Raw genomic sequence first — 13,914 nt, 5'->3', positions numbered from 1 at the left:
GGATGCCCAGGCCCAGAGCAAGGAAAGACCCACCCAATGCCAATGAGTTCAATTACCAGGTATGCCCGCGTGTGTTTCACCAGACGGAAACCACGCGAATGAGTTCTGCACTCGACATGACCCAGGAAAGTGCCGAAGGCCGACGAACGGCCCTCTACCTGGTGCTCGACCAGATCCCGCCGGGCAAGGTGGTGAGCTATGGCGAACTGGCCGAAATGGCCGGCCTGGGCCGCGCCGCGCGCTGGGTCGGACGCACGCTCAGCCAGTTGCCGGCCGACACGCGCCTGCCCTGGCACCGGGTACTGGGCGCCGGCGGTCGCCTCAGCCTCGAACAAGGAACGCCCTCGGGCGATGAACAACGAGCGCGGCTGCGCGCCGAAGGGGTCAGCATGCACAACAATCGTGTCAATATGTCACGGCATGGCTGGCGTCCGATGGATCACAACAGTTAGAGTGCGCGCTTTGTGTTCGTAATCTTGAGGCAGATGTTGGCCCATGCCCCGTAAAACCTGGCGCGCTGCGCTCGCTGCCTATGCCAGCCCGTCGACCGTGGTGCTCCTGCTGCTCGGCTTCGCCGCCGGCCTGCCTTACATGTTGGTGTTCTCGACGCTTTCGGTGTGGTTGCGCGAGGCCGGGGTGGCCCGTGAGACCATCGGCTACGCGAGCCTGATCGGCCTGGCCTACGCCTTCAAATGGGTCTGGTCGCCGTTGCTCGACCAATGGCGCCTGCCGCTGCTGGGCAAGCTTGGCAGGCGCCGTTCATGGCTGGTGCTGGCGCAGATCCTGGTACTGGTCGGGCTGATCGGCATGGGCTTCTGCGATCCGCAAAAGCACCTGTCCTGGCTGATCGCCCTGGCGGTCCTGGTGGCTTTCGCCTCCGCCACCCAGGACATCGCCGTCGATGCCTACCGTCTGGAGATTGCCGACGACCAGCGCCAGGCCGCCCTCGCCGCCAGCTACATGGCCGGCTACCGGGTTGCCGCGCTGCTGGCTACCGCTGGCGCACTGTTCTTCGCCGAATGGTTCGGCTCCACCGGTTTCAGCTACCTGCACAAGGCCTGGACCGGCACCTACGTGCTGTTCGGCGTGATGATGCTGCCTGCGGTGATCACCACGCTGCTGATGCGCGAACCGCCAGTCCCCTTGCGAACCCAGTTGCAGGCGGCGCGCTATGGATTCGGCCATCAGCTGATGTCGGTATTCGTGCTGATTGTGCTGCTGGTTTCGGTTCCGGCGATGTTCACCCAGTTGTACAACACCGATTTCGCCAGCGTGCTGTTCGACGGCGTCAGCCTGCTCGACCTGCTGCTCGAAGACCGCGCCTTCCTGCGCGCCATCCTCTACACCACCCTGACCTGCCTGTGCCTCTCGTCAATGGGCCGCCGCGGCCTGGCGCCAGTGCTGACACCGGTCAACGACTTCATTCATCGTTACCGCTGGCAGGCACTGCTGCTGCTCGGCCTGATCGCCACCTACCGCATGTCGGACACGGTGATGGGCGTAATGGCCAACGTGTTCTACATCGACCAGGGCTTCACCAAGGACCAGATCGCCAGCGTCAGCAAGATCTTCGGCCTGGTCATGACCCTGCTCGGCGCCGGTGTCGGCGGCCTGCTGATCGTGCGCTTCGGTATCCTGCCGATCCTGTTCATTGGCGGCGCCGCCTCGGCCGCCACCAACATCCTGTTCGTGATGCTGGCCGACATGGGCCCGAACATCCAGATGCTGGTCGTCACCATTTCCCTCGACAACTTCAGTTCGGGCCTGGCCACCTCGGCCTTCGTCGCCTATCTGTCGAGCCTGACCAACCTGAAGTTCTCCGCCACCCAGTACGCCCTGCTCAGCTCGATCATGCTGCTGCTACCGCGCCTGATCGGTGGCTACTCGGGCGTGCTGGTGGAGAAGTTCGGCTACCACGATTTCTTCCTGATCACCGCACTGCTTGGCGTGCCGACCCTGATCCTGATCGCCGTGCATTGGCACCAGGAGATCCGCCGCGATAAGGAACCGCAACAGCAGGCCGGGCAACCCGCAGCGCCGCCTGCCAGCGAGCAGCAGCAGCCCTGATCAGGATTGCTGCCGCAGCACCGTTGCTAGCGGCCAGAGCGCCAGCACACCAGCCACTGCCGAGGCCAGGGCGAAGGCCAGCAGGCTGGTGCCTGCCCCCAGCATCGCCATCACCGCGCCGCCCAGGCCCAGCAGGGCGATGGTGATCATTCCCAGCATCGCCGATACCAGCCCCTTGCTCTGCTCGCTGCTGAACAGGGTCATGCGATACAGCACGGCGTTAGCGATGCCCAGGCCCAGGGCGTAGATCGCCAGGCCGACCACCAGGCTAGGCACGCTCGGATAGATCCAGCTTGCCAGCACGGCCGCGGCCAGACCGATAAGAAATGGCCACAGCGCGCCGCGTACCAGTGATTTCAACGGGTAGCGATCGGCGATGCGGTTGATGATCAGGTTGCCGAGAATCAAGCCGCCGAACACCGGCAACTGCCATAGGGCGTACTCCATCTTGCTGAGCCCTTCGTCATGGATCAGCAGCACGGGCGACAGGCCGATCCAGCCGATCAGTGGCAGGCCGATCAAGCCCAGGGCAGCGCTGCCCGCGACGAAGCGACGGTTGGCAAGCAGTTGCGCGTACCCGGACAACAACGGCAGCAGATGAATCGGCTGGAACTCCAGGCGCGAACCATCACGGCGTTCGACGCCGAGGGTTTCCGGCATGTAGCGGTACAGGGCCAGCCAGGCCAGCACGGCGGTGACGCCGAACAGCACGAACAGCCAGCGCCACGACACCCACTCCAGCAATAGCGTCCCCACCAGGGGCCCGAGCAGTGGCGAGAGCAAGGCGATATTGGCCAACAGTGCCATCATCCGTACTGCGTCCGCTTCGCTGAAGGCTTCGTTGAGCGCCGGATAGCTGACCGTCACCACGAAGCCCAGGCCGATGCCCTGCAACAGGCGCAACAGGTTGAACACTTCGATGCCATCGACCCAGTAGGTCGCCAGGCACGCCAGGCAGAAGAACGCGCAGCCGCCGAGCAACAACGGCCGCCGCCCATAGCGGTCGGCCAGCGGGCCGATCAGCCATTGCAGGAGTACGCCACCGAGCAGATAGAGGTTCAGTGCGTGAGGGATGAATTCGGGGCTGGCATCGAGGTCACCTACCACCTGCGGCATGGCCGGCATCACCACGTCACTGGCGAGGTAGGTCAGGAGTTCGAACAGGGCCAGGGTCAGGGCAAAGCAGAAGGCCCGGAAAGGGGTGATCTTGATCAGCGGAGTCATGGTTCGGTCGGCAGAGTGAATCGAGACCGGCTTGTATGCCAGAAAAGCCCTGTGGACCGATAGCGGGGAGAAGTGAAGAAGTGTAATGGGCGGGGCAACGCGGACAATGTGGGAGCGGGTTCACCCGCGATAGCGCCGGTGAACTCACTACCGTAATCGCGGGTGAACCCGCTCCCACAAGGTCCCTGCTAAATCAGAAAGCTATTTGCTATTGGGCCGCAGTCTCCTGCACCACGCGGATCACGCGCTGCGGAAAGGGAATGTCGATTCCTTCTTCCTTGAGCCTGTCGCGGGCATGCTCGTTGAGCATGAACATCACGTCCCAGTAATCCGCGGTGTTCACCCAGATGCGCAGGGAAACGGTGATGGAGCTGTCACCGAGGGTCGAGACCACCGCCTGCGGCGCCGGGTCCTTGTGGACCCGCGGGTCGTTGTTGGCAAGCTCGAGCAGGACGTTGCGCGCCTTCTGCAGGTCGGCCTCGTAGTCGACACCCACGTCGAACACCACCTTGCGGGTCGGCTGGCGGTTGTAGTTGGTGATGATGCCGTTGGACAGGTTGCCGTTGGGCACGATCACCGTCTTGTTGTCACCGGTGCGCAGCACGGTGTGGAAGATCTGGATGCTGTCCACGGTACCGCTGACACCCTGCGCCTCGATCCAGTCGCCCAGGCGGAACGGACGGAACAGCAGGATCAGCACGCCACCGGCGAAGTTCGCCAGGCTGCCCTGCAAGGCCAGGCCGATGGCCAGGCCGGCGGCACCGATGGCGGCGACGAAGGAGGTGGTTTCCACGCCGATCATCGAAGCCACGCTGACGAACAGCAGGATCTTCAGAATGATGTTGGCCAGGGTGCTGATAAAGCCTTGCAGTGCCATGTCGGCATTGCGCAAGGCCAGCAATTTGCCCAGCTTGGCGGTGACCTTGTTGATCAGCCACCAGCCGATCGCCAGGGTGACCAGCGCCAGGGCCAGGCGGCTGCCGTATTCCATGATCAACGGAATCCACGTCTGCGACGTCCTGACCAGTTGATCGACCTCTGCATTCAAATCCATATGCCCTCCTGATGCGGCACGAAACACGAATTAAAGCACCGCAAACGATTCCGCGACGCAAGGAACCTCGGACGCTGTCACAACGCCAAGGTTCTACAAGCGCGGCGGTCAGTCGCGGAAATTGTTGAACTGCAGCGGCATGCCGAACTCCTTGCCACGCAGGGCGGCGATGCACTCCTGCAGGTCGTCGCGCTTCTTGCCGGTGACGCGGATCTGCTCGCCCTGGATGGCCGCCTGCACCTTGAGCTTGGCGTCCTTGATATGAGCGACGATCTTCTTCGCCAGTTCTTTATCGATACCTTCCTTGAACACCGCTTCCTGCTTCATTTCCTTGCCGGAGGCGTAGGCATCCTTCAGTTCCAGGCACTGGACGTCGATCTTGCGCTTGACCAGGGCCAGACGCAGGATCTCGACCATGGCTTCGAGCTGGAACTCGGCTTCGGCGGTCAGGACGACGGTCTGGTCCTTCTCCTTGAACTCGAAGCTGCCCTTGCCTTTCAGGTCGTAGCGGCGGTCCAGTTCCTTGATGGCGTTTTCCACGGCGTTGGTGACTTCGTGCTTGTCCAGTTCCGATACCACGTCGAACGACGGCATACCTTTTTCTCCAGAAAATAAAAGGTGCGCTGGCACTCCTGAAGGGAGTGCGATGGAGCGCACCGGGTTTGACGGTTAAAATGCCGGGTCATTATAAACGCTTGGGAAACGCTGATGAGCAGCACCTGGCATATTCTCGGCGCCGGCAGCCTCGGCAGCCTCTGGGCCTGCCGCCTGGCCCGGGCCGGCAAACCGGTCCGCCTGATCCTGCGTAGCCCCCAGCGCCTGCAGGACTACACCGAGGCAGGCGGCCTGACCCTGGTCGAACAAGAGCGGCGGACGAGCTTCGCCATTCCCGCCGAAACCCTCGACGCAGAAACCCCGATCCAGCGCCTGCTGCTGGCGTGCAAGGCCTATGACGCAGACAAGGCCGTCGCCAGCATCGCCCATCGGCTGGCCCCGGGCGCCGAGCTGATCCTGTTGCAGAACGGCCTGGGCAGCCAGGACGAAGTCGCCGCGCGGGTCCCCCGGGCCCGTTGCATCTTCGCCTCCAGTACCGAGGGCGCCTTTCGCGAACATGACTGGCAGGTGAATTTCGCCGGACACGGCTTCAATTGGCTGGGCGATCCGGCCAATCCGCTGGCGCCGACCTGGCTCGATGACCTGGCCGAGGCTGGCATTCCCCATGAATGGACGCCGGATATCCTCACCCGCCTGTGGCGCAAGCTGGCCCTGAATTGCGCGATCAATCCACTGACCGTGCTCTACGACTGCCGCAACGGCGGGCTCACCGGGCATCGCTGCGAAGTGGCGACGCTGTGCGCCGAGCTGGCCGACCTGCTGCAACGCTGTGGCCAGCCGCAAGCGGCGGAGAATCTGGAAAACGAGGTCCAGCGAGTGATCCAGGCCACTGCCGCGAACTACTCTTCGATGTACCAGGACGTACGCAACGGCCGCCGTACCGAAATCCACTACCTGCTCGGCCATGCCTGCCGCAGCGCAATGCGCCACGGCCAGCCGCTGCCGCACCTGGAACGGCTCTACCGGCGCCTGGTCGAACACCTGAACAGCCACGGATTGCCCAGCGACTGAGGGCAGCGCTACCCTGCCCCTCCACCCACAGGATTCTGCCGTTACCATGCCCTTGCGCGAACGCCTGGAAAACCTGCCGGTCGGCCAGAAACTGCTGGCGGCCCTGCTGGTGCTGTTGATCACCATCCTGCTGGTGGCCAACCTGACCTTCATCAGCGCTGCCTACTGGATTTCCCAGGAGGCGATGGCTCCCCAGGCCCTGCAGACCATCGGGCGCCTGGTGTCCAATCCGCAACTGGCGCAACAGGCGACCGACTCGCCGGAAGCGGCCAACCGCCTGCTCGACGAGCTGGACACCTACACCCCGCTGCGCGCTGCCGCACTGTATGGCAGCGATGGCAGGATCCTCGCCCAGTTGCAGCATGGCGAACCGATCGCCCTGCCCAAGCGCTTTCGCAATATCGAAGGCTGGCGCCTGACCGAGTTCCGCAATACCCAGCTGATTCGCCTGCCCCGCAGCGGCAGCCCTCCCGGCCATCTGCTGCTGGTGGCCAGCAGCGAACTGCCCGCCGCCTTCTATACCGGCACGCTGACTGCCAGCCTCGGCATCCTGGTCTTCAGCGTATTGCTGTGGATGATCATCGCCCGGCAGATCAAGCGCCTGATCACCCAGCCGATCTACCAGCTGGAACAACTGTCGCGCCAGGTTACCCGGGAAGAGAACTACGCCTTGCGCGCCCGCCCCGGCAACCATGACGAGATCGGCAGCCTGGCCGAGGCCTTCAACACCATGCTGTCGCGCATCGAGGCCCGGGAGCAGCAGCTCAAGCGCGCCCGCGACGAGTTCCAGCAGGCCTACGACCAGGCCCAGGGCCTGGCCGAGGAAACCCGCCATACCAACCGCAAGCTGGAACTGGAAGTCCAGGTACGGGGCAAGATCGAGCGCAAGCTCACCGGTTTCCAGAATTACCTCAACAGCATCATCGACTCCATGCCGTCGGCGCTGATCGCCCTCGACGAGCAGTTGTACGTGACCCAATGGAACCAGGAAGCCAGCAGCCTCTCCGGCACACCGCTGGACGAGGCGTTGAACCAGCCGATCTTCCTCGCCTTCGAACCGCTCAAGCCGTTTCTGCCGCAGCTCAAGGAAAGCGTGGAAAAGCACCGCGTGGCGAAGATCGAGCGGGTGACCTGGACACGGGACGACGAGCCGCGCCATTACGCCCTGACCTTCTACCCGCTGATGGGCGGTGGCGGCCGTGGCGTGGTGATCCGCATTGACGACATTACCCAGCGCCTGTCGCTCGAGGAAATGATGGTGCAGTCGGAAAAAATGCTCTCGGTAGGCGGCCTCGCCGCCGGCATGGCCCACGAGATCAACAACCCGCTGGGTGCCATCCTGCACAACGTGCAGAACATCCGCCGGCGCCTCTCGCCCGACCTGCCGAAGAACCTGGAAGCCGCCAGCGAGGCCGGGATCGATCTGGGCACGGTCAATCGCTACCTCGAGGCGCGCCAGGTCCCGCAATTGCTCGACGGCATCCAGCAGGCCGGGGCGCGGGCGGCGAAGATCGTCACCCATATGCTCAGCTTCAGCCGCCGCAGCAACCGGCAGATGGCGCCTTGCGACTTGCCGGCGCTGATCGACCAGGCGGTGGAGATCGCCGGAAACGACTTCGACCTGACGATCGGCTTCGACTTCAAGGGCCAGGCCATCGTCCGCCAATTCGACCCGGAGCTCGGCCCGGTACCGGGCACCGCCAACGAACTGGAGCAGGTGCTGCTCAACCTGCTGAAGAATGCCGCCCAGGCCATCCACCTGCGCCAGGACAACAGCGAACCCGGGCGCATCACCTTGCGTACCCGGCTGAATCCGCCCTGGGCGGAGATCCAGGTCGAGGACAACGGTATCGGCATGCCCGAAGCGGTACGCAAGCGCACCTTCGAGCCTTTCTTCACCACCAAGGAGATCGGCCAGGGTACCGGTCTTGGGCTGTCGGTTTCGTATTTCATCATTACCAACAACCACAAGGGCCAGATGGAAGTGCAATCGAGTCCGGGCCAGGGAACCTGCTTCACCCTGCGCCTGCCTCTGACGGCCTCGCCACTGCCGGCCCCGCGCAAACTGGAGTCATGAGCATGGGTTTCCGCCTGTCGAAGATCTACACCCGCACCGGGGACCAGGGTGAAACCGGCCTGGGCGATGGACGCCGGGTGCCCAAGGACCATCCACGCATCGAAGCGATCGGCGAGGTGGATACGCTGAACAGCCACTTAGGGCTGTTGCTGGCGGGGCTGGACGGCGAGGGACTGACGGAACTGATCGAGGTACTGGCGCCTTGTCAGCATCGGCTGTTCGACTTGGGTGGCGAACTGGCGATGCCCACTTACCAGGCGCTGGACAAGATCGAGATAGGGCGGTTGGAGGCGGCGATCGATCGGTGGAACGAGGAGCTCGGGCCGCTGGAGAACTTCATCCTGCCGGGAGGCTCGGCGCTGGTTGCCCAGGCCCACGTGTGCCGGAGCCTGGCACGCAGTGCCGAGCGCCGCTGCCAGCAGTTGAATGCAGTGGAACCCTTGGCGGGGGTTGGGCTGGCCTATATCAATCGGCTTTCCGACCTGCTGTTCGTTGCCGCGCGCTTGATCGCCCGGCGCCAGGGCATCGGCGAAATCCTCTGGCAGGCTGCCGCGAAACCCTGAAGCGGAAGCCGGATCCTGACAACATTTTTGTCCTTGCCGGCCTCATCGCTGGCAAGCCAGCTCCCACAGGGTTATCCGCCGGACACAAAACCCATGGCTGACACTGGACCTTGTGGGAGCTGGCTTGCCAGCGATGAGGCCAGACCTGACAGCATCATTGTTCAAGCCAGCTCTCACAGGATCTGGTGTGAAGTCAGATCTCGGGCCAGAACGCACGGATACCGGCAACACCCTGCGCACCGATCTGCCAGGCTCGCTCACGCTCGTTCGGGCCAACGCCACCGAGCAGGAACACCGGCTTGTTGAAGCCATCGATCATCTGCTGCGCCGCGTCCCAACCCAGCGGCTGAGCCTCGGGATGGGTCTGGGTCGCCTGCACCGGCGACAGCGTCACGAAGTCCACGCCCATCCGCTCCGCCAGCGCCAGTTCTTCAGCACTGTGGCACGACGCCGCCAGCCATCGCTCCTTGGGGAACGGCCGGCCATTGGGGGCATACTTGCGCAATTGCTCGGCAGTCAGGTGCCAGCCGGCAGACGGAAAGTCGCCCAGCCATTCCAGCGGCCCCTTGAGCATCAACTGCGCCTTGCCGGCGCAAAGGCCTACGGCATCGACCGCGACATCCCGATATTTCGGGTCGTACATGTTCGGCGCGCGCAATTGCACCAGCTTGATCCCACCGGCAATCGCCTTCTGGATACCACGCAGCAGGTGTGGGGCTTCCAGGTCGTCGGGGGTAATCAGGTAGTCGCCTGGCAAGCGCGCCGCCGCGACGATGGGCCGGTTGGCTTCGGGGAATTCGTATTGCCCCAGATCCCGTGGCGATACCCAGGCCAGCGGCTGGCCCTCGGCACCATGGGGCTCGCCGGTGAAGGCGTTGACCTCCCAGACGTCAAGCATGACCTGCTTGTCCGGGTAGTCGTGCCTGATCTTGATCAGTGGCCGCGCGGCGGTGACCCCGATGCCCAGCTCTTCGTGCAGCTCGCGGGCCAGGGCTGTCTCGACGGCTTCGCCATCCTCGACCTTGCCCCGGGAAACTCCCACAGGCCGCCCTGATGCTGGGTTTCGCCACGCCGGGCGATGAGAATACGGCCATCCGCGCCACGAATGACGGCGGCGGCGACATGAATCCGTTTCAACTTTGAACTCCGCTGATTGAGAGGATGCCGCCGTCTGGCCAGGCCAGGCGGCGGCGTTCGATCAGGTGCGGTATTCCGCGTTGATCTTCACGTACTCGTGGGACAGGTCGGTGGTCCAGATGGTCTCGCTGCACTGGCCACGGCCCAGCTCGATACGGATGGTGATTTCTTCCTGGGCCATGACGGCGGCGCCCTGGTCTTCGGTGTAGGTCGCGCTGCGGCCGCCCTTGGAGGCAATGCAGACCTTGTCCAGGTACACGTCGATCAGGCTGACGTCGAGGTTCGGAACGCCGGCACGGCCGACCGCCGCGAGGATACGGCCCCAGTTCGGATCGGAGGCGAAAAGCGCGGTCTTGATCAGTGGCGAGTGGGCGACGGCGTAGCCGACGTCCAGGCATTCCTGGTGGTTGCCACCACCGTTGACCTGCACGGTGACGAACTTGGTGGCGCCTTCGCCGTCACGGACGATGGCCTGGGCCACTTCCATGCAGACTTCGAATACCGCCTTCTTCAGCGCTTCGAACAACGGGCCGCTGGCCTCGGTGATCTCGGCCACGTCGGCCTTGCCGGTGGCGATCAGCATGCAGCAGTCGTTGGTCGAGGTGTCGCCGTCGATGGTGATGCGGTTGAACGACTTGTTGGCGCCGTCCAGGATCAGGTCCTTCAGTACTGCCGGAGCGACCTTGGCGTCGGTGGCGATGTAGCCGAGCATGGTAGCCATGTTCGGGCGGATCATGCCCGCGCCTTTGCTGATACCGGTGACGGTGATGGTCACGCCTTCATGCTGGAACTGACGGCTGGCGCCCTTGGGCAGGGTGTCGGTGGTCATGATGCCGGTGGCGGCTTCGGCCCAGTGGTTCTCGGACAAGTTGTCCAAGGCGGCCTGCAGGGCGCCTTCGATCTTCTCGACCGGAAGCGGCTCGCCGATTACACCGGTGGAGAACGGCAGCACGGCGCTGGCGTCGACGCCGGTCAGCTCGGCCAGCTTGGCGCAGGTGCGTTCCGCGGCCGCCAGGCCCGGGGCGCCGGTACCGGCGTTGGCATTACCGGTGTTGGTCAGCAGGTAACGCACGGTGCCCTGCACGCGCTGCTTGGCAATGATCACCGGGGCGGCGCAGAAGGCATTCAGGGTGAACACACCAGCGACACTGGAGCCTTCGGCACAGCGCATCACCACCACATCCTTGCGCCCCGGGCGCTTGATGCCCGCAGAGGCGATACCGAGTTCGAAACCGGGAACCGGGTGCAACGTTGGCAAAGGACCAAGACCAACAGCCATGAAAGCGCTCCTAGAAAAAATTCACCGCCGGCAATCCGACGGTGCTTGAGATGGAACAACGCCGCGACGGTGGAGACCGGTCGCGGCGCGGTGTTCAGGTTTCAGCGTGACAGGCTCGATCAGTTGATCTGCCCGTGGCAGTGCTTGAACTTCTTGCCGGAACCGCACCAGCACAGCTCGTTGCGGCCCAGTTTCTGGTCGTTGCGTACCGGTGCGGCGGCGACGGCGACTTCAGCGCCCTCCTCCAGCTGCTCGGCAGCTTCCAGGCCTGGCGCTGCGGCATGCTGGAACTGCATGCGCTGGGCCAGCTCCTCGGCTTCGCGGCGCAGACGGGCTTCTTCCTCGACCGGGTCCTCGCGGCGGACCTGGACATGGGAAAGCACGCGGATGGTGTCGCGCTTGATCGACTCCAGCAGCTCCTGGAACAGAGTGAACGACTCGCGCTTGTACTCCTGTTTCGGGTTCTTCTGGGCGTAGCCGCGCAGGTGGATACCGTGGCGCAGGTGGTCCATGGTCGACAGGTGGTCTTTCCACAGGTCGTCGAGGACGCGCAGCAGGATCTGCTTCTCGAAGGTACGCAGGGCTTCGGCGCCAGCGCTGTCTTCCTTCTCGTTGTAGGCGGTGACCAGCTCGTTGAGGACCTTCTCGCGCAGGGTCTCCTCGTACAGCTTGTCGTCTTCGTCGAGCCACTGCTGAATTGGCAGTTTCACCGCGAAGTCGCTGGCCAGGGATGCCTCCAGGCCGGCCACGTCCCACTGCTCGGGCAGCGATTGCGGCGGAATATGCTGGGCGAAGGTTGCATCGAGGGTTTCCTGGCGGAACTCGGCGATAGTGTCGCCGATGTTCTCGGCAGCCAGCAGGCTGTTGCGCATGTGGTAGATCACCTTGCGCTGCTCGTTGGCTACGTCGTCGAACTCCAGGAGCTGCTTGCGGATGTCGAAGTTGCGACCTTCGACCTTGCGCTGCGCCTTCTCGATGGCGTTGGTCACCATGCGGTGCTCGATGGCCTCGCCGGACTGCATGCCCAAGGCCTTCATGAAGTTCTTCACCCGGTCGGAGGCGAAGATGCGCATCAGGCTGTCTTCCAGGGACAGGTAGAAGCGGCTCGAACCCGGGTCGCCCTGGCGACCGGAACGACCACGCAGCTGGTTGTCGATACGGCGCGATTCGTGGCGCTCGGACGCGATCACGTGCAGACCGCCGGATTCGATCACCTGCTGGTGACGCTTCTGCCAGTCGGCCTTGATCTGGGCGATCTGCTCGGGCGTCGGGTTTTCCATGGAAGCCACTTCGACTTCCCAGTTGCCGCCCAGCAGGATGTCGGTACCGCGACCGGCCATGTTGGTGGCGATGGTCAGCGCGCCGGGACGACCGGCCTGGGCGATGATCTCGGCTTCCTTCTCGTGGTACTTGGCGTTCAGGACCTTGTGGTCGATACCTTCCTTCTTGAGCAGGTTGGACATGTGCTCGGAGGTTTCGATGGTTGCCGTACCGACCAGGACAGGACGACCGGAGGCCATGCTTTCCTTGATGTCGGCGATGATCGCGGCGTATTTCTCGTCGGCGGTCAGGTACACCAGGTCGTTGAAGTCCTTGCGCGCCAGCGGCTTGTTCGGCGGGATGACCATAACGTTGAGGTTATAGATCTGGGCGAACTCGAAGGCTTCGGTGTCGGCGGTACCGGTCATGCCGGACAGCTTGGTGTAGAGGCGGAAGTAGTTCTGGAAAGTGGTCGAAGCCAGCGTCTGGCTTTCGGCCTGGATATTCAGGTTTTCCTTCGCTTCGATGGCCTGGTGCAGGCCTTCGGAGAGACGACGGCCCGGCATGGTACGGCCGGTATGTTCGTCGATCAGCAGGACCTGGCCATCCTGGACGATGTACTCGACGTTGCGGTGGAACAGCTTGTGCGCCCGCAGGCCGGCATAGACGTGGGTCAGCAGGCCAAGGTTGTGCGCGGAGTAGAGGCTTTCACCCTCGGCCAGCAGGCCGACCTGGGTGAGCATTTCCTCGATGAACTGGTGACCGGCTTCGTTGAGTTCGACCTGGCGGCTCTTCTCGTCGATCTTGAAGTGGCCTTCCTGGGTGACCTGGCCTTCCACTTCCTCGATGTGCTGGGTCAGGCGCGGGATCAGCTTGTTGATCTCGATGTACAGCTTGGAGCTGTCTTCGGCCTGGCCGGAAATGATCAGCGGGGTACGGGCTTCGTCGATCAGGATGGAGTCGACTTCGTCGATCACGGCGAAATTCAGCTCGCGCTGGAATTTCTCTTCCAGGCTGAACGCCATGTTGTCGCGCAGGTAGTCGAAGCCGAATTCGTTGTTGGTGCCGTAGGTGATGTCGGCGGCGTAGGCAGCGCGCTTCTCTTCCGGCGGCTGGAACGGGGTGACCACGCCTACGGTCAGGCCGAGGAATTCGTACAGCGGACGCATCCAGTTGGCGTCGCGACGGGCCAGGTAGTCGTTGACCGTGACCACGTGCACGCCCTTGCCGGACAGCGCATTGAGGTAGACACCGAGGGTTGCCACCAGGGTCTTGCCCTCACCGGTGCGCATTTCCGCGATCATGCCTTCGTGCAAGGTCATGCCGCCGATCAACTGCACATCGAAGTGGCGCATGCCCATGATCCGCTTGCCGGCCTCGCGCGCGACGGCGAAGGCTTCCGGCAGGAGCTGGTCGAGGGTCTCGCCTTTGGCCAGGCGCTCTTTGAACTCGGGGGTCTTGGCCCGCAGCTGTTCATCGGAGAGGGCCACCATCTGCTCTTCGAAGGCATTGACGATCTGGACCGTCTTGAGCATGCGCTTCACTTCACGCTCGTTCTTGCTTCCAAAAAGTTTCTTTAACAAAGGCGCAAACATATCGGCAGGATCTTCCACACATAGGGATGGAG

10 protein-coding genes and 1 pseudogene are annotated in these 13,914 nt (G+C 63.5%); 5 read left to right on the top strand and 6 right to left on the bottom strand.

Annotation, left to right across the window (positions count from 1 at the left end; genetic code table 11):
- Nucleotides 1-98: 98 nt before the first annotated feature.
- Both CSV86_RS00745 and CSV86_RS00740 read left to right on the top strand, forming a co-directional pair.
- Entirely contained in the window at nucleotides 99-452 is a 354-nt protein-coding gene (locus CSV86_RS00745; protein ID WP_009395545.1) for an MGMT family protein, read from the top strand.
- A 43-nt stretch (nucleotides 453-495) separates the two neighbouring features.
- The gene (locus CSV86_RS00740; RefSeq protein ID WP_009395543.1) at nucleotides 496-2,067 is read left to right on the top strand and encodes an AmpG family muropeptide MFS transporter; all 1,572 of its coding nucleotides are present in this window, start codon (nucleotides 496-498) and stop codon (nucleotides 2,065-2,067) included.
- Here CSV86_RS00740 and CSV86_RS00735 read toward each other — a convergent pair whose 3' ends face one another.
- The 3 genes from CSV86_RS00735 to CSV86_RS00725 all read right to left on the bottom strand — a co-directional run bounded on the left by CSV86_RS00735 (nucleotide 2,068) and on the right by CSV86_RS00725 (nucleotide 4,939).
- Nucleotides 2,068-3,291: an MFS transporter gene (locus tag CSV86_RS00735; protein ID WP_009395540.1), complete on the bottom strand. Its 1,224-nt coding sequence runs from the start codon at nucleotides 3,289-3,291 to the stop codon at nucleotides 2,068-2,070.
- Nucleotides 3,292-3,499: 208 nt separating this feature from the next.
- Nucleotides 3,500-4,345 (bottom strand): mechanosensitive ion channel family protein, encoded by an 846-nt coding sequence (locus tag CSV86_RS00730; RefSeq protein WP_009395538.1) that lies wholly within the window; start codon nucleotides 4,343-4,345, stop codon nucleotides 3,500-3,502.
- 108 nt (nucleotides 4,346-4,453) lie between these two features.
- The gene (locus CSV86_RS00725) at nucleotides 4,454-4,939 is read right to left on the bottom strand and encodes a YajQ family cyclic di-GMP-binding protein (protein ID WP_009395536.1); all 486 of its coding nucleotides are present in this window, start codon (nucleotides 4,937-4,939) and stop codon (nucleotides 4,454-4,456) included.
- Nucleotides 4,940-5,053: 114 nt separating this feature from the next.
- On the opposite strand from CSV86_RS00725, the gene CSV86_RS00720 reads away from it, so the two are divergent.
- The 3 genes from CSV86_RS00720 to CSV86_RS00710 are packed head-to-tail and all read left to right on the top strand — an operon-like array spanning nucleotide 5,054 to nucleotide 8,611.
- Nucleotides 5,054-5,971, top strand: coding sequence for a putative 2-dehydropantoate 2-reductase (locus tag CSV86_RS00720; protein ID WP_009395534.1), 918 nt, complete (start codon nucleotides 5,054-5,056; stop codon nucleotides 5,969-5,971).
- Between the two features lie 46 nt (nucleotides 5,972-6,017).
- Nucleotides 6,018-8,048 carry an ATP-binding protein gene (locus tag CSV86_RS00715; RefSeq protein WP_009395533.1) on the top strand — a complete coding sequence of 677 codons (2,031 nt, stop codon included), beginning with the start codon at nucleotides 6,018-6,020 and terminating at the stop codon, nucleotides 8,046-8,048.
- 2 nt (nucleotides 8,049-8,050) lie between these two features.
- Nucleotides 8,051-8,611 (top strand): cob(I)yrinic acid a,c-diamide adenosyltransferase, encoded by a 561-nt coding sequence (locus CSV86_RS00710; protein ID WP_009395531.1) that lies wholly within the window; start codon nucleotides 8,051-8,053, stop codon nucleotides 8,609-8,611.
- Nucleotides 8,612-8,804: 193 nt separating this feature from the next.
- Here the strand turns inward: CSV86_RS00710 and CSV86_RS00705 are convergent.
- From CSV86_RS00705 to secA, 3 genes and pseudogenes are all read right to left on the bottom strand, one after another.
- Nucleotides 8,805-9,697 (bottom strand): annotated as a pseudogene (locus CSV86_RS00705) (Nudix family hydrolase).
- A 112-nt stretch (nucleotides 9,698-9,809) separates the two neighbouring features.
- Entirely contained in the window at nucleotides 9,810-11,027 is a 1,218-nt protein-coding gene (argJ, locus tag CSV86_RS00700) for a bifunctional glutamate N-acetyltransferase/amino-acid acetyltransferase ArgJ (RefSeq protein WP_009396689.1), read from the bottom strand.
- Between the two features lie 119 nt (nucleotides 11,028-11,146).
- Nucleotides 11,147-13,882, bottom strand: coding sequence for a preprotein translocase subunit SecA (secA, locus tag CSV86_RS00695; RefSeq protein ID WP_009396687.1), 2,736 nt, complete (start codon nucleotides 13,880-13,882; stop codon nucleotides 11,147-11,149).
- Nucleotides 13,883-13,914: the final 32 nt, after the last annotated feature.

Origin of the sequence: Pseudomonas bharatica CSV86, assembly GCF_000319305.2 — a bacterium.
GTDB lineage: Bacteria > Pseudomonadota > Gammaproteobacteria > Pseudomonadales > Pseudomonadaceae > Aquipseudomonas > Aquipseudomonas bharatica.
Note: the sequence above shows the minus strand (reverse complement) of the source record. Positions and strands in the feature narration are given on the sequence as shown.

Excerpts from the sequence above, each read along its gene's own strand:
- CSV86_RS00745 (WP_009395545.1), top strand. The coding sequence starts at position 99 with ATGAGTTCTGCACTCGACATGACCCAGGAAAGTGCCGAAGGCCGACGA.
- CSV86_RS00740 (WP_009395543.1), top strand. The coding sequence starts at position 496 with ATGCCCCGTAAAACCTGGCGCGCTGCGCTCGCTGCCTATGCCAGCCCG.
- CSV86_RS00735 (WP_009395540.1), bottom strand. The coding sequence starts at position 3,291 with ATGACTCCGCTGATCAAGATCACCCCTTTCCGGGCCTTCTGCTTTGCC.
- CSV86_RS00730 (WP_009395538.1), bottom strand. The coding sequence starts at position 4,345 with ATGGATTTGAATGCAGAGGTCGATCAACTGGTCAGGACGTCGCAGACG.
- CSV86_RS00725 (WP_009395536.1), bottom strand. The coding sequence starts at position 4,939 with ATGCCGTCGTTCGACGTGGTATCGGAACTGGACAAGCACGAAGTCACC.
- CSV86_RS00720 (WP_009395534.1), top strand. The coding sequence starts at position 5,054 with ATGAGCAGCACCTGGCATATTCTCGGCGCCGGCAGCCTCGGCAGCCTC.
- CSV86_RS00715 (WP_009395533.1), top strand. The coding sequence starts at position 6,018 with ATGCCCTTGCGCGAACGCCTGGAAAACCTGCCGGTCGGCCAGAAACTG.
- CSV86_RS00710 (WP_009395531.1), top strand. The coding sequence starts at position 8,051 with ATGGGTTTCCGCCTGTCGAAGATCTACACCCGCACCGGGGACCAGGGT.
- argJ (WP_009396689.1), bottom strand. The coding sequence starts at position 11,027 with ATGGCTGTTGGTCTTGGTCCTTTGCCAACGTTGCACCCGGTTCCCGGT.
- secA (WP_009396687.1), bottom strand. The coding sequence starts at position 13,882 with ATGTTTGCGCCTTTGTTAAAGAAACTTTTTGGAAGCAAGAACGAGCGT.